Annotated in this window: 13 protein-coding genes and 1 tRNA gene; 7 read left to right on the forward strand and 7 right to left on the reverse strand. The window is 41.5% G+C overall.

Translation table 11 applies throughout. The features are described 5' to 3' along the window. Positions 1-11 precede the first annotated feature (11 nt). Together BQ7489_RS02045 and asnA are read right to left on the reverse strand one after the other, a co-directional pair. A complete protein-coding gene (locus BQ7489_RS02045) occupies positions 12-674 on the reverse strand; it encodes a uracil-DNA glycosylase (RefSeq protein ID WP_072529842.1) in 663 nt (220 codons plus the stop codon). A 123-nt stretch (positions 675-797) separates the two neighbouring features. After that, positions 798-1838 carry an aspartate--ammonia ligase gene (gene asnA, locus BQ7489_RS02050; RefSeq protein ID WP_072529843.1) on the reverse strand — a complete coding sequence of 347 codons (1041 nt, stop codon included), beginning with the start codon at positions 1836-1838 and terminating at the stop codon, positions 798-800. A gap of 233 nt (positions 1839-2071) precedes the next feature. On the opposite strand from asnA, the gene BQ7489_RS02055 reads away from it, so the two are divergent. The 5 genes from BQ7489_RS02055 (at position 2072) to BQ7489_RS17940 (ending at position 8652) form a co-directional block, all read left to right on the forward strand. Then, positions 2072-2143 (forward strand) — tRNA-Arg (locus tag BQ7489_RS02055). Positions 2144-2414: 271 nt separating this feature from the next. Further along, a complete protein-coding gene (locus BQ7489_RS02060) occupies positions 2415-5477 on the forward strand; it encodes a SusC/RagA family TonB-linked outer membrane protein (protein ID WP_072529844.1) in 3063 nt (1020 codons plus the stop codon). Between the two features lie 17 nt (positions 5478-5494). Then, positions 5495-7471 (forward strand): RagB/SusD family nutrient uptake outer membrane protein, encoded by a 1977-nt coding sequence (locus tag BQ7489_RS02065; protein WP_072529845.1) that lies wholly within the window; start codon positions 5495-5497, stop codon positions 7469-7471. 82 nt (positions 7472-7553) lie between these two features. Next, entirely contained in the window at positions 7554-8081 is a 528-nt protein-coding gene (locus BQ7489_RS17935) for a family 43 glycosylhydrolase (RefSeq protein WP_394334062.1), read from the forward strand. Further along, positions 8074-8652, forward strand: a complete 579-nt coding sequence (locus BQ7489_RS17940) for a family 43 glycosylhydrolase (protein WP_394334063.1) — start codon at positions 8074-8076, stop codon at positions 8650-8652. Before BQ7489_RS17935 ends, BQ7489_RS17940 begins: the two co-directional genes overlap by 8 nt. 114 nt (positions 8653-8766) lie before the next feature. On the opposite strand, the gene tnpC is transcribed toward BQ7489_RS17940, so the two are convergent. The 3 genes from tnpC to tnpA all read right to left on the reverse strand — a co-directional run bounded on the left by tnpC (position 8767) and on the right by tnpA (position 11163). Then, positions 8767-10392, reverse strand: a complete 1626-nt coding sequence (gene tnpC / locus BQ7489_RS02075; RefSeq protein WP_072529846.1) for an IS66 family transposase — start codon at positions 10390-10392, stop codon at positions 8767-8769. An 86-nt stretch (positions 10393-10478) separates the two neighbouring features. Then, positions 10479-10847 (reverse strand): IS66 family insertion sequence element accessory protein TnpB, encoded by a 369-nt coding sequence (gene tnpB / locus BQ7489_RS02080; protein WP_071149928.1) that lies wholly within the window; start codon positions 10845-10847, stop codon positions 10479-10481. Next, complete coding sequence (gene tnpA / locus BQ7489_RS02085) at positions 10840-11163, reverse strand: IS66 family insertion sequence element accessory protein TnpA (protein WP_022233666.1); 324 nt, start codon at positions 11161-11163, stop codon at positions 10840-10842. The genes tnpB and tnpA overlap by 8 nt, the downstream gene beginning before the upstream one ends. A gap of 94 nt (positions 11164-11257) precedes the next feature. On the opposite strand from tnpA, the gene BQ7489_RS02090 reads away from it, so the two are divergent. Further along, on the forward strand, positions 11258-11713 hold the full coding sequence (locus tag BQ7489_RS02090) for a beta-xylosidase family glycoside hydrolase (protein WP_072529847.1): 456 nt from the start codon (positions 11258-11260) through the stop codon (positions 11711-11713). A 43-nt stretch (positions 11714-11756) separates the two neighbouring features. Continuing rightward, a complete protein-coding gene (locus BQ7489_RS02095; protein ID WP_072529848.1) occupies positions 11757-13856 on the forward strand; it encodes an alpha-glucuronidase in 2100 nt (699 codons plus the stop codon). Positions 13857-14297: 441 nt separating this feature from the next. Here the strand turns inward: BQ7489_RS02095 and BQ7489_RS02100 are convergent, their stop codons facing one another. Together BQ7489_RS02100 and BQ7489_RS02105 are read right to left on the reverse strand one after the other, a co-directional pair. Further along, positions 14298-15026, reverse strand: coding sequence for an inorganic diphosphatase (locus tag BQ7489_RS02100; RefSeq protein WP_072529849.1), 729 nt, complete (start codon positions 15024-15026; stop codon positions 14298-14300). Positions 15027-15133: 107 nt separating this feature from the next. Beyond that, positions 15134-16483, reverse strand: coding sequence for a glucose-6-phosphate isomerase (locus BQ7489_RS02105; protein ID WP_072529850.1), 1350 nt, complete (start codon positions 16481-16483; stop codon positions 15134-15136). Positions 16484-16486 lie beyond the last annotated feature (3 nt).

Genomic DNA, 16486 nt, shown 5'->3' on the forward strand with positions numbered 1-16486 from the left:
TCTTCCTGGTTTTACCAGTTGATGGGAGTTTTCCCGTGCTGGATCAGGTATTCGTTGCAACGGCTGAAGTGCCTGTTTCCGAAGAAACCGTTATAGGCCGACAGGGGTGACGGATGTACAGACGTGAGTACAAGATGTTTGTTCCGGTCGATGAAGGCACCCTTTTTCTGTGCATATGATCCCCATAAGATGAAGACCAGATGTTCCCGTTTTTCGGCTAAGGCCCGTATGGCCGCATCCGTGAATTCTTCCCATCCGTGCCGTTGGTGAGAACCCGCCTGATGGGCCCGTACGGTCAGTGTCGCATTGAGCATGAGTACGCCCTGGACGGCCCATCGCGTCAGGTTTCCGGTAGTCGGAATCGGGCTACCCAAATCATCATGGATTTCCTTGAAGATGTTCTGTAGTGAAGGTGGAAATGCTACGCCGTCATTTACCGAGAAGCAGAGGCCATGAGCTTGACCCGGGCCATGATAGGGATCCTGTCCTATAATGACAGCCTTGACCTTGTCGAAAGGGCATAGATTGAAAGCATTGAATATCAATTTACCCGGAGGATAGACGGTTGTTGTTCTATATTCGTTTCTCACAAAATCCGTCAGTCGGATGAAATAATCCTTTTCGAATTCGGGGGCCAATACTTTTTTCCAAGATTCTTCTATCTGTACGTCCATAAGTCCTTTATTTTTTCGGGAAGTAAAGTTAATGAATTTTATGGAAAAATGATGAAAGGGGAAGTTGGAAAAAGAAAGTGTGCCGGGTAGGGCACACTTTCCAGTCTTTTTATGTAATCGGAATCAAATCAGTTGCATTCCCAGCCGGGCACATTCCCGGCGCATATCTTCCGGCCATATGCTGGCCTGGATTTCTCCGATATGGGCTTTTCTGAGGTAGAGCATACACAGGCGTGACTGTCCTATACCTCCTCCGATGCTGAGCGGTAGAGAACCTTCCAGAAGGCGGCGGTGGAAATACAGTTTGGTGCGTTCTTCCTTTCCGGAGAGTTCCAATTGTTTCAGCAAGGCACTCTTATCGACACGGATACCCATTGACGACAGTTCCAAGGCACGTCCCAATACGCTGTTCCATACCAGCAGGTCGCCATTTAATCCGGGCAGACCTGTTTTGGGGTCGATGGTTGTATAATCGTCATAGTCGGGGGCACGTAAGTCGTGTGGAATCCCGTCGCTCAGTTTGCCTCCGATACCGATAATGAAGACAGATCCGTATTTTTCAGTAATCAGGTTTTCACGTTCCTTGGGGGTCTTGTCGGGATACATGTCCAGCAGTTCCTGCGAATGGATGAAATGTATGTCGTGTGCCAGGAAAGGAGTTATCTGTGGATAGACTTCACAAATCATGTATTCGGTACGCCGCATGGCGGAATAGATGCGTGTCACGATATTTTTCAGGAATTCGGTATTGCGTTGTTCCGGAGTAATGACACGTTCCCAGTCCCACTGGTCTACATATAATGAATGTAAGTTTCCCAGTTCTTCATCGGCGCGGATAGCATTCATGTCTGTATAGATGCCGTAGCCCGGCTCGATATGATAGTCGGCCAGCGTGACGCGTTTCCACTTGGCCAGTGAATGTACAACTTCAGCCTGTTGTTCTCCCAAATCCTTGATTGGAAATGATACCGGGCGTTCAACTCCGTTGAGGTCGTCATTGATACCCATTCCTTTCAGGACGAAAAGCGGGGCGGTGACACGGCGCAGACGAAGTTCTGACGACAGGTTCTGCTGGAAGAAATCCTTGATCTGTTTGATTCCGAGCTCTGTCTGTTTCATGTCAAGCAGAGGCTTGTAGTTTTCGGGTTTTATCAGGTAACTCATTTTTTGAATATCTTTTTTTGTTTTAGGTTAATTGTTGGCAAAGTTAATTATATTTTGTAATTGTGCAATCTTTTTTGTGTAAATATTGGCATATTGTATTTTATCTGCTCTATATCTTCTCTTTTTGATATAATGGCTCTTGTGGAATGTGATGAAAAAAAATAAATTTTAGGCCGAATATTAGGTTGGAATAGATAATAATTGTATTTTTGCCGTGCATTTTAGATGCAGATGCGCTTATAGTTCAATGGATAGAATAATGGATTCCGGTTCCATCGATTGGGGTTCGACTCCCCATAGGCGTACTTTTAATCTTGTTAATGTCTGTTCCCCGCCAAGTTTTTTGGTGGGGATTTCTTTTATAGGTTTTTTAGTGTTATTGTATATAGGCTATTGGTCGTTTTATATTATAGAACATAGATGAACGTTTTTTAGTGTATAGATGTAATATTTTTGTTAATTGATATAATGTTTGTTAATGCATTTGTTCTATTTATAAATTATATATATTGTTACCAATTCGTTATAGCGATAACGATAAATACTATGAATATTAATGCTAATTAATTTAAGCGTATGAAAAACACATTTTCTAGATTTTTGGGAATAGCCATGTTGCTATGTCTCATTCCTCTGTACGCTTTTTCTCAAAGTGTTGTCATTCGAGGCATTGTCAAGGATGCGAGAGGAGAAACTGTTATTGGTGCAAGTGTAGTCGAGAAGGGTACAACTCATGGTACAATTACCGATCTTGATGGTAATTTTGAATTGCAAGTAGATCCAAAGTCCACATTAATAGTTTCTTTTGTTGGATTTAAGACACAAGAAATTCCGGTAAATGGAAAAACTTCTTTTAATATAATTTTGAAAGAAGATACGGAAGTTTTAGATGAAGTTGTAGTTATTGGTTATGGTACAGCTAGAAAATCAGATGTTACAGGTTCAATTGCTTCTGTAGGTGGGGAACAATTACGGGAAGTCCCTGCAAACAATATTACTTATGCTTTACAAAATCGAGTGGCTGGTGTAGACTTGTCCCAAACATCATCACAGCCAGGTGCAACAATGCAGATTAGAATTCGTGGAACTCGTTCATTGACAGCATCTAATGATCCGTTAATAGTACTGGATGGTATCCCTTTTATGGGAAATATTTCTGATATTAATCCTAATGATATCAAGAGTATGGATATTTTGAAAGATGCTTCATCTACGGCTATTTATGGATCACGTGGAGCAAATGGTGTTATTTTAATAACGACAGACAAGGGTGTACAAGAAGCCTCTGCTAAATTTACTTATAATGGTTATGCCGGTTTAAAAACTGTCTTTTCAAAATATCCGATGATGGATGGTGAGAAATTTGCTGCTATGCGTGAATATGCAGGTATTTATACAAATACGTTAGAAGAATCCAATGATGTAAGTACTGACTGGCAAGATTTGATGTATCGTAATGGGTATGTTACTAGTCATGATATTGGTGTTACTGGTGGAACTAAAGGTGGCAATTATGGGTTTGGACTAGGGTATTATAAAGACCAGGGAGTAATACCTACTCAGCAATATACACGATATTCTTTGCGTGGTAGTTTTGAACAAAGTATAGGTAAATATTTGAAATTTGGATTGACTACTAATACCAATTATAATGTAACAAGTGGAACTCAAGTAGGATTGTATGGAGTTTTATCAATGTCTCCTTTAGCTACTCCATATAATGAAGATGGCAGTTTGAAACGTACTATCACTATGCCTAATGATGTACAATATGTGTTGACCCGTGATGTCGTCGAAAACTTAGGTGATAGTTGGGTAAATGATAAAATAGGATTTGGTACCTATAATAGTTTTTATGCGGAGGTAAAATGTCCATGGGTTGAAGGATTGAAATATCGTATGAATTTAGGATTGAATTACCGTTCTGCTAAGAATGGAGCATTCACTGGAGAGGGAGTGAATAGTGGTACTGCTGATACTCCATCTACTGCATCTTTACAACATGAAGAAACAACAAACTGGACTGTTGAAAATTTGATTACTTATGATCGGATATTTAATGATAAACATCAATTGAATTTGGTTGGTATGTTTTCTGCAGAGGAAACAGTTTATACTAAATCACATGTATCTGCGTTGGATATTCCAGCTGATTTTTTCCAATATTATAATATAGGTCGCGCAGAGAGTACTATTACGGTTGATCCTAATAATTGGAATTATCAGAAAAGTGGTCTAATATCATATATGGCTCGTGCAATGTATACTTATGATAATCGCTATATGTTTAGTGCAACTGTGCGTTCAGATGCTTCTTCACGGTTGGCAAAAGGCCATCAGTGGCATACTTATCCGGCGGTTTCTGCAGGATGGAATATTCGTCAGGAATCGTTTATGGATAATGTAACATGGATGGATATGTTAAAGTTACGTGTTGGTTATGGACAAACTTCGAATCAGGCCGTTGATCCATATTCTACTTTAGGTATGTTGAGTACCCGTCCATATAATTTTGGCCCAACAGGTTATGCTACAGGATATTATGTATCTTCATTACCAAATGCTGATTTAGGTTGGGAGTATTCTTCTACGTGGAATTTGGGGTTGGATTTTAGTTTGTTCAATGGTCGTTTATCTGGTACATTGGAATATTATATTCAAAAGACTAATAATTTGTTGTTAAGTGTCAATTTGCCAAGTACTGCTGGTGTTGGTAGTTATATGGGTAATGTAGGTAAAACACAGAATAAAGGTGTTGAATTTACCATTAATGGAACTATTTTGGAAAATCTTAATGGATGGACTTGGGATGCAAGCGTAAATATTTCTGCAAATCGAAATAAAATTACGGCATTGGCTTCAGGGCAAAAACGGGATGAGGGTAACCGTTGGTTTGTGGGGTATCCTATTGATGTAATTTATGATTATGAAAAGATAGGTTTGTGGAATGAAACAGATCCCGATGCTCAATATCTACAAGTTTTGGAACCAGGTGGTAATTTTGGTATGATTAAGGTTAAATATACAGGTGATTATGACGAAACAGGTAAACCGACTCGTGCAATAGGAGCTGATGATCGTCAGATCCTTAGTATGGATCCGAAATTTCAAGGTGGTTTCAGTACTCACGTTTCTTATAAGGGTTTTGATTTAAGTGTTATAGGTGCATTCAAATATGGAGGGATATTGATTAGTTCATTGCATGCTTCTAATGGTTATTTAAATATGTTGACCGGTCGTCGTGGACAAGTCGATGTTGATTATTGGACAGAAGAAAATACTGATGCCAAATATCCTAAACCAGGTGGTATACAGAGTGGTGACAATCCTAAATATGGTTCTACATTGGGTTATTTTGATGCTTCTTATTGGAAAATCCGTACAATTACTTTAGGTTATCAGTTTGAAAATCAAAAATGGGTGAAAAATCTTGGAATTGATAATTTACGTGCGTATGTTACTATACAAAATCCGTTTGTTATATGTTCTCCTTATCATAAAGAAACAGGTCTTGATCCCGAAACAAACTCTTATGGTGATGAAAATGCAGCTGTCGCTTCTATCAGGCGTTTGTTGACTGTTGGTACGAATTCTCCTGCGACTCGTAATTTCTTATTTGGTATTAATCTTACATTTTAATTAAATTGAAGACTATTATGAAACTTAGGTTATTTAATACGAAGACAAAAACTATAAGTGCAATTGGATTAACTTTGCTTATGGTTTCTTCATGTTCTGATATTTTAAATGAACAACCCCGTAGCTTTTATACTCCTGATTATTTTCAGACTGAGAGAGGGATTGAAGGAGGAATAACTTCCATGTATGCACATTTGCGTTATATTTATGGGCAGTACTATTATGCGGCTTGCGAAGGAGGTACAGATGAAATGACATATGCGGCAGAAGCTGATGGGAATTTTAAAGATGCGGATATGTCGGATGTTAGTAATTTAAATCCTTCTTCCTGTCGTGCCGATGTATTATGGGGGGCTGCTTTTTCAAATATTAATACAGTGAATGGTGTACTTGAGAATGGAACAGCAGCTGGAATGGATGAGGCTTTATTAGCTGAAGCTCGCTTCTTTCGTGGGTTTGATTATTTTCAGTTGGTTCAGACGTTTGGAGGGGTACCATTGGATTTAGGTTCAGGTGAATTGAAATTTAATATTTCAACAGTACGTGTTTCAACTCGTAATACGGTTCCTGAAGTATATACAAAGGCAATATTCCCTGATTTAATTGCTGCTGTTGAAAAATTGCCAGAATATCCTAGAATTACAGGAGGAGTAACTAAAAATGTGGCTCGTTTGTTTTTGTCAAAAGCTTACTTGACTTATGGGTGGTGGCTGGAAAATCCTAATAATATTCCGACTTATCCAGAGTGTCAGAGAATGGATCCTGATGGTCATGATGCTGCATGGTATTTTCAACAGGCTTATGATATAGCTGTTGCTGCAATCCAAAATCCTGGTCCGTATGGATTAATGGATAGTTATTATGAGGTAAATGCGGGACAATTTGATCGTAATAAAGAAATCCTTTTATATGCAGATCATACAGTAAATGATGCTTATTATAATGGTGCTCCTACAACAGGTTCTGGAACAGGTGGTGCACCTGAGTTTTTCTGTGGATGGTTTCCGAATTGGAATTATACGATTTTGGCATGTGCTACAGAGTTAGAAAATGGAAAATGGGTTGAAAGTTCAAGGATTACTCCGATTCGTCGTGTAGCTGTTCAGGGTTATGGACGTCCATGGACTCGTCTTTGTCCTACTATCAATATTATTCGTGATGTGTTTACAGATAAAGATAAAGATTCACGTTATGATGGAACTTTTAATACAACTTATCGTACTAATTGGTCAACGGAAAAAGTTGAAGTTCCTAATGGTTATGTTTATGGTGCAAATAATATGGAGGTTCGAGAAGGGGAGCCTATTTTGAAATTCTTATTTGAGGACAATCCTTCTATAAATTATGCAGTTGCAGAGCGAAATAATGCTATTGGTGTAGGTGAATTACCTAATCTTCCTTATTTTGTAGTTGGTATCGAAGGTATTAGTCGACGTGTATTCCCGGGATTTTGGAAATGGGGTCCTTACCGTACAGATAATGGTGATGGTGTGGGACAACCTAATGCAGGAAATACTAGACCGTATAATATTGCTAAATTTTCAGAGTTTTATTTTATAGCTGCTGAAGCTGCTGTTAAGGGGGCAAATCCTACTTATATGACTGCGAGAGATTTGATAAATGTTATTAGGGATCGTGCTGGAAACTGGTCATTCAGTAATTCTGAAAATCAAGAAGTTAATGAAGATTATAGCTCATATTTGACTACTCAAACTCCTGAAAATATTACGATTGATTATATATTGGATGAACGTGCTCGTGAATATTTTGGCGAAGGGTACCGTTGGCTGGATTTGGTCCGTACACAGAAGTGGGAAGAAAAAGCTGGTCAATATGAAATATGTGGAAATAATTATGGCGATCATACTAAGCAGGTGATTACTCGTACTATTGAGGATTATCATTATCTTCGTCCAATTCCACAAGGGCAGTTAGATGCAATGACTATGACTGAAGCAGAAAAGGATGCATATCAAAATCCGGGTTATGAATAATTTCTATTATCTATAGATATAAGGGATACACGGTTGTCCGTGTACCCCTTTGTTTGTTGTTAATCTATAATTGTTTAAATCTATGAAAAAGCAGGTCTTGATTTTTTTCTTTTGTGCATTATGTTTTTGTCACATGGTTGCGGCTCAAGGTTTTCGTAATCCGGTATTACCGGGATTTCATGCCGATCCCAGTGTGTGCCGTGCCGGCGACGACTATTATCTGGTGAACAGTACTTTCCAGTTTTTTCCTGGAGTACCGGTCTATCACAGTAAGGATTTGATTCATTGGGAGCAGATCGGAGCCTGTCTTACCCGACCGTCGCAAGTGAATCTGGAGAATACTGACGGAAATAGTGGAATCTATGCTCCCACGATCCGTTATCACGAAGGCCGGTTTTACATGATCACTACAATTTATCCTTCCCGCAGACATTTTTATGTCTATACGGATGATCCTGCTGGTGAATGGTCTGATCCTATCACCATCGATTTTGCCATAGGAAGTTGTGACCCTACACTTTTTTTTGATGATGGAAAATATTATTTCCTGTGGAAAGATGAATACATCAAGATTTGTGAAATAGACGTAAAGACAGGAAAGCTTGTCTGAGATTAAACGGCTGTGGTCCGGGCTGGGAGGTCGGTATCCCGAAGGTCCACATTTATATAAAAAGGATGGATTCTATTATCTGATGATTGCAGAAGGAGGTACAGAGCATGGTCATCATGTAACAATAGCGCGAAGCCGTTTTCTGGACGGGCCTTATGAACCTTGTCCTGCCAATCCTATTCTTTCACATTTTAACAAGGAGATGCAGAACAGTCCGATACAGGGCCTGGGACATGCAGATCTGGTAGAAGGAACGGACGGATCATGGTGGATGATCTGTTTGGGGTATCGCACTAGCGGATACTTGCAACATGTGATGGGTCGTGAAACTTTTCTGGCTCCTGTCCGATGGGATAAAGGTGCATGGCCGGTAGTGAATGGAAACGGAACGATACAATTGGAAATGGATTGTAAGACTTTGCCTCAGGTGCCAATGCCCGAAGAAATCTCATTGGATCATTTTGACAATCCTGAAATGCAGTTGTTCTGGAGTTATATATGCAATCCGGACACGGTCAACTATTCATTGAAAGAGCGGAAAAGTTTTTTGCGTATGAGGGCTTCTGGGTAAGTATTCGGCCAACTACAGGTATTAAACCTTTATATACAACAATAGCGACTGTCACTATGAACCTAATAGTATCAGCCGCTATTGTTTTGTTGAACCCATATGTTACAATTTATATCAGTTACAAGATTCCTCCTTTTGCCTTGTCAGTACACATTCCGGATGTTTCAACTTCCATTTATGTGGAAGTAGATTCAAAAGTTCTTCTTGGGTTGCCTTTTTGTGATAAGGCATTTGTGCGATAACATCGTTCAGGTATACCCTGGGATTTACCCCGTGCGCCTTACATGTGGCCAGCAGAGAACATATGACAGACATATTAACCGCAGCTTCGTGATTACCACAGAAGAGAAAATTTTTTCTGCTCAGAGTGATGGGCCGTTGGACATTTTCCGCCAGATTGTTGTCCCAGTACAGGCGGCCATCGTCCAGACATCTCATAATATTATCCCATTTGGTATAGGCATATGTTATGGCCTTGCCTGTCAAAGAACTTGGACTGTATTTAATTCCTTCTGTCTCCATCCATACCTTCATTGCCTCCATGATTGGCCTGGACAGTTCCTGACGCGTCTGTCTGCGCTCATCATATGACAGGCCGGCTTCGTCACACTGGCGTTCTATTTTATAGATATGCTGTATCTGAGTCAGTGCATGTTGCGCCATCTCCCTGTTTTCATCCAAAGCCTGCTCAAAATGACGGCGTATATGCACCAGGCAGTTGAGTAGCCGCACGTCGGGGTTGGTCTTGAAGGCTGTTTCATAACCTGCAAAACCGTCACATTGAAGATATCCCTTGAAGTGATAGTGATTTGCCAGGGATTCGATGACCGCTCCGGCCCGTGATCCCCCGTCGTAATGGAAGATGACCAGTTTCTCCATGACTGATCTTACCATCCAGAGATATTCCTTGTCGGCTCTGTGTTTTTCTCTGTTAATGACCGGAACTGTAGTTTCATCCGCCTGTACATAGTCACAGGAGAAGACTTCCCATTTGAGTTCTTCATACAGAGGCTTAAGCAGTTCCACGGTTTTCTTGAACCAGCCGTCCAGTGTACTTTCGGTAAGGCCTTTCATTCCAAGATGGCGGTATTGCTGTATCTGACGGTAGAACGGGACATGATATTCATACTTCTGAAGCAGTATCTCGGCAAGCAGGCTGGTGTCAGCAATGCACTTGTCGACCGGCATCAGCGGCATGGGAGCTATCTCTACGCCTTTCTGTCCGGCCGGAGGAAGCAGGGTACTATCCTTGAGAGCATATTTGGGACGGATGATCACCTTGACGTAAAGCATTCCCGGCTTGTGTTTGACGACTTTTGTTATCTCTTCGCCTATTCTACGGTATAAAGACAAGTCTACGCCTTTCGGTTCTATTGTATCGGTTTCCAATACGGGCAAGTCCTCTATCATTTTGCGGTTCTGACGATTTCGTTTTACGTCTTCCACCGATTCCTTCTCAATCTTTTCCACAGCCTCGTCCCGCTTTTCTTCCGCCTGCTGCCGGAGTCCGGAAAACTCGTCGGCAAAGAGATCTGGCATATTAGGATCATATACGCGAAGTTTCTCCGATTTACGACCAAAGAGCTGACGGTTCAGCCATGCGACCTGAGCCGTCAACTCCTTGATACGTTCCTGCAGATTTTTTATCTGTTCGGATTGATTCTTATTAGTAGTAGACAATGAGGCTATAGAGGCATTCAGCCCTTCTATCGTCTTGAGTAAAATTTCTTTTTCTTCCATTGTCTATACTTCTTTTAATGATGTAAATATACTAATTAACAGTGAATTATGCAACAATATCCAAAGTTTACTCACATAAAAACATGTTATACATGGTATTCCTTACGTTCGGCTCTTAACCGCCGGAGCCTCTGTTCCGGGTTTTCCTGTATTCCTTCAACCATCATCACCAGATCGCGCCACTCCATGGGATAGCTGTTTGATTTGGGATCATACTCCGGCAACTTGAAGCGACCGGCCTCCAGACGTTTTACATACATTACCATACCTCCGTCTTCGGCATGAAGGAGTTTCATTAGCCTGCGGCTGGAACCGATGAAGATGAAGACATCACCGTTCCTCACTTCACTGTTCATTTTCTCATGTACCACTCCGCATAGCGAACTGATACCCTTGCGCATATCTGTCCTGCCAGGACACAGGAAGTAGCGCATCGTGTCGTTCAGGTTAAACATGACCGTTTCGAAGACTTTGGGTAAATATTTCCTTCAGCAAATCTTCAGAACCGCTCCCGAAGTGGGCACGAAGTCCATTGGGAAACAGCAGCGCAACACCATGCGGCAATTGTTCTTCTTGGGAAGACTCCGTAAATGCCTGTTTAAAACTGATAGGAGCCAACTCGTGTTTGATACTGCTCCTGTCAACGGAACATTTTCTACGCCAGTAGTGATAGGTTGAATAACTTACACCTATCTGTTGAAGGTACGACTTCAACGGCAGCTCGCTTTGTTGCACCTGCAATTCTAATTCTTCAAATTCTTGTCTGTTCATAATAATTGAGGTTTGATTGTATTCACTGCCGCAAAGCTACAACCAAACCTCAAAATGTAAAAGGTGCATTTCTTCGAATGCTTACGCTTCTGGTGTGTCAATCGATAGTTTAGGGTCACCTACTTTTATCGGAAGAAGGCAGACGGAACTCAATTTCCAGGCGACAACCTGTCTGGATGTAAACGGATTGAAAGAAGGGGATGAGGCTGGAATTATAGCTTATGCAGCCCGTTTGAACCATTATGAAGTTCAGGTCACTTGTCGTAATGGAAGCAGGTATGTACAGGCTGTGATACATATAGGGCAAATGAAGCACATTGCATATGAAGCGAAGCTTGACAGTCGCATTGTGTATTTGCGGATAACATCGGATAAAGATTTTTATCATTTGTGGTATTCCGAGGATAACCGTTCGTTCAAATTGTTGGCTTCCATGGAATATCGGTATCTGAGTACGGAAACAATCGGTGGATTTACAGGGGTTCATTTGGGCCTTTTTGTACAGGGCGTTCTGTTTACAGAAGGATATGCTGATTTTGATTTTTTTTGATTATCAGCGGTTTTAACTTTTTAATTTATGTTTTATGAGTATAATGAATAATATTAGGTATTGTCTGTTCGTGGGAGCCGTAGTCTTTTTCTTGATTTCACCATTAAGGACGAATGCGGATGATGGTTCTCGTTTGTGGCTTAGACAAACTTCAAGTCAAAAAGCTCAAATTACGTTGGAGACAAAATCATCTTTAACAACGGATATCGCAGTTAATGAACTGACTCAAGGATGGCATGGAGGTCCTGTGATTTTGAAAATGAGCAAACGTAAAGGAATGAAGGCTGATGCTTTTACAATTAACATACATAATGGTTCAACGACTGTGATTTCACCTTCGGATATTGGTTTACTTTATGGAGTATATCATTTGTTGAGACTACAGGGAATAGGTTCTATTGTTGATGCTGTAAACGGGGAAAGGTCATATTCAGTAACTGAAACTCCTTTTCATGATATTCGTGTACTTGATCATTGGGATAATCTTGATGGAAATAGTGAACGAGGATATGCTGGAAGTAGTATCTTTTGGAAAATGAATGAGGAGGGGGTTAATGATGTTGCTGGAATTGTCAATAATCCATTGCACAATACGATGTATATGCGTGCTAATGCATCATTGGGGATTAATGGGGCAGTACTTAATAATGTTAATGCTTCACCACGGATGCTTACACATGAAGTACTTGATTGGGTCCGTCAATATGCAGATGTTTTACGTCCTTATGGTATTAAAGTGTATTTATCAGTAAATTTTTCGAGTCCAGCAGTTCTGGATGGACTTAAAACTTCGGATCCTATGAACAAGGAAGTCCAAAGATGGTGGAAACAGAAAGTTAAGGAGATTTATAACCTGATACCGGACTTCGGAGGATTTTTGGTAAAAGCGAATAGTGAAGGTCAACCTGGACCTATGGATTTTGGTCGGACTCATGCTGATGGGGCAAATATGTTAGCGAAAGCATTACGTCCCTATGGTGGAATTGTGATGTGGCGTGCTTTTGTTTATAGCCCAACCGATCCGGATCGTGCCAAGCAGGCATGTCTGGAATTTAAAGATTTAGATGGGTTATTTCTTGATAATGTAATTATCCAGATTAAGAACGGTCCTATTGATTTTCAGCCTCGGGAACCATTTAACCCTCTTTTTGGAACATTACAGAAGACATCTAATATGGTGGAATTTCAAGTGACACAGGAATATTTAGGTCAATCCAATCATTTGGCTTATTTGGGCACAATGTGGCAGGAGTTCTTTGAAGATGTAGATCGTTATGCCAATTATACTGCATATCAGCAGCAGGCCCATTATAATGCTATTTCTGGAGTAGCTAATATTGGAACGGATGCCAGTTGGTGTGGCCATCCTTTGGCTCAAGCAAATTGGTATGCTTATGGACGTATGGCATGGAATCCACATTTGGATGCCAAGAGTATAGCGGAAGAGTGGGCCGTACAGACTTTTCTTTCGCCTCAAGATTCAAAGATTACTGCTACTGTTGTGGATATGTTGATGAGGAGCCGTGAAGCTGTTGTCGATTATGAAATGCCTCTAGGTCTGCATCATCAGTTTGGTGATTCACATTATGCACCGGGACCTTGGCAGAATTTTCCAGGTGTACGTCGTGATTGGCTGCCTGTCTTTTATAATAAAGCTGATTCTTTAGGTATTGGGTTTGACCGTACTGTTGCTACAGGAAGTGGTAATACAGCTCAATATAGGGATGAGTTTTATCATATGGTTGAAAATGTAAGTACTTGTCCGGATAAATATTTGTTATGGTTTCATCATGTTCCTTGGGATTATCCTTGTCAGAGTGGACGTATTTTATGGGATGAACTTTGTTTTCGATATCAGCATGGACTTGACGAGGTGCGAGATATACAACGTCAATGGAACAGTCTGCAAGGAGAGATCGATTTGGATATTTTTAAAGATGTACAAGTTCGGCTAATGACACAAGTACGTGATGCTGAATGGTGGAAAGACGGATGTTTATTGTATTTTCAGACTTTTAGCCGGATGGCATTTCCAGATTATTTGGATCCTCCTGTTCATACTTTGGAAGAGTGTAAAAGTGTAAAATTGAATGTTGGATTATATCGGAGTCCGTCAAGGGAGGAGCTTAACCGTCAGAGGTGATGGCATGAAATGTTTTGTTTGTTGAATGACGAAGGCCAGTTACCGTCCTGCAGTTATCTGCCGATGCGGATGTACGTTCTGCAGCATTTTATGTAACATGTTTATTGGTGGTTGTAATAACCGTCAAACACTGTGTTACAGCGGCGCAATGTCCTTTCAGTGAGGTTATGTATCTTTGTGTATACTTAGAGAAGTGAGACGGTTGTGATGGTTCGTAACCGGTCTGTCTGGAATGTATGATATACTGTTCACTACATAATACATGATTAAGGTTTACTAGGAAAAGGATGTGTCACAGGGGATGTGATGCATCCTTTGATTCAGAAGATGTAAAAAATAAAAAGACCGCTTCATCACGAGGCAGTCTTTTCGTCTATCCAATTTGAATTTGTTAGGGTTAGTATAAGCATTGTAAATGCTATTGTGCACAAATATACGGTTTTATTTGATTCCTTGGTAAAATATTTCCCAATTATCGTTGAATTCCGGCATAGAATGGAAAAGTTTGTCGGCTCCTTCGTCCAGCAGGACCTTGTCGGGAAGCGGTCCGGTATTGACTGCGACGGTAAATATTCCTGCCGCTACGCCGGCACGTACGCCTAACGGGGCGTTTTCTACTACGATGGCTTCGTTGGCTTTTATCCCTGCTTTCTTCAGTGCCATCAGGTAAGGTTCCGGGTTAGGTTTCCCGTATTTCACGTCGAAAGCCGTGACCATGAGTTCGGCCTTGAATATGCCGGGGAAATTCCGGTTCAATCTGTCCAGCAATGATTTTTGTCCAGACCCTGTCACCACCATGGTAATCAGTCCGCATGCCTTTATCTTCTGCAGCAGTTCATAGGCTCCGGGCATCCGTTCGGCTTCTGGCAGGGAGTTGAATATCTGGCTTTTGGTCTTATAGATCTTTTCTATCTCTTCCTGGGTCGCTTCACGGTGGCGTTCCCGGGTACTGACAATGTTGATTGTCGATGCTCCGGTCCGTCCTTCGTGCATATAGGCTTCTTCACGGCTGAGGTGCATGCCATATTGTTTCATCGTTTCATGCCATGCAGTGGCATGGTTTTTCATCGAATCAAACAACACGCCGTCCATGTCGAATAGGACGGCTTTCAGGTCGATCTTTTCAAAGTGATGTTTTTGTAAGTAATCGTTTACCGCTTGTTCTGGCATAATGTATGTTAGGTTTATAATATTGATCAATGTGGTGCGGAATAAAAAAGAACAAAGGAAGCTAACGGTGTTTCCGCTGCTCCCTTTGTTTCCTGTATTTTAGGGCTTTATTTGTTCAGACGTGCCCGGATAGCTTTGGATTCCTCTTCATATCCCGGTTTGTCCAGCAAGGCAAACATGTTCTTTTTATATGCCTCTACTCCCGGTTGGTTGAACGGATTCACTCCAAGCAGATAGCCGCTGATTCCGCAGGCCTTTTCAAAGAAATAGATCAGTTGTCCCAGGTAGTATTCATTCAGTTTCGGAACACTGATGTGCAGGTTCGGAACTCCTCCGTCTACATGGGCCAACTGGGTTCCCAGTTCGGCCATCTTGTTGACTTCGTCTACCCGTTTTCCTGCCAGGAAGTTCAGGCCGTCCAGATTTTCTTCGTCACTGGGAACGTGCAGTTCATGGTTGGGGGTAGCGATGGAAACCACGGTTTCAAAGATGGTACGTTCTCCCTGCTGGATCCATTGTCCCATGGAGTGTAAGTCGGTTGAAAAGTCTACAGAGCTGGGATAGATACCTTTGTTGTCTTTTCCTTCCGATTCTCCATACAGCTGTTTCCACCATTCCATGAAATAGTGGAGTTTAGGCTGGAAGTTTACCAGAATTTCAATTTTTTTCCCGCTGCGGTAGAGTTCATTTCGGGTGGCTGCATACAGGGCCGAAGGATTTTCGGACATGTTTTCATTGGCACACACCTTTTCCATTTCAACGGCACCGGCCACAAGCTGGTCTATGTCGATACCTGCCACGGCAATCGGCAGCAAACCTACCGGAGTAAGTACAGAGAAGCGTCCGCCTACATTGTCGGGAATGATGAAAGACTTGTATCCCTCCTTGTCGGCTGTAACGCGCGCCGCACCTTTCTTGGCATCAGTGACAGCCACAATTACCTTGCGGGCCATTTCCTTGCCGCGCTGGTCTTCACATTGTTTTTTCAGCAGTCGGAATGCCAGGGCAGTTTCGGTTGTAGTGCCTGATTTGGATATGTTGATGACACCGAATTTCTTGTTTTTCAGGTAGGAGGTCAGTTCATAAAGATAGTCTTCACCGATGTTGTGCCCGGCAAAGATAATGGTGGGTTGTCCTGCCTTCTTCTCCTGCAGCCATGCAAAGCTGTCGGACATGGCTTCGATTACGGCGCGTGCTCCCAAGTAGCTGCCGCCTATACCTGCAACAACTACCACTTCACAGTTTTCACGGAGAATCTGGGCGGTAGCCTTGAGGTCATCAAGATGTTCCTTTGTAATGGAAGACGGCAAGTGCAGCCAGCCTAGAAAATCATTTCCTAAACCTGTACCCTTTTCAAGTGTTTCCATACATGCTTTGACATCGCTTTCGTAAGAAGCAAGTTTGTCTTTGGATATGAAATCCAGTGTCTTTTCAATGTTTAGTTTGATATTTTCCATAAC

The organism is Bacteroides ilei (genome assembly GCF_900128495.1).
Classification (GTDB): domain Bacteria; phylum Bacteroidota; class Bacteroidia; order Bacteroidales; family Bacteroidaceae; genus Phocaeicola; species Phocaeicola ilei.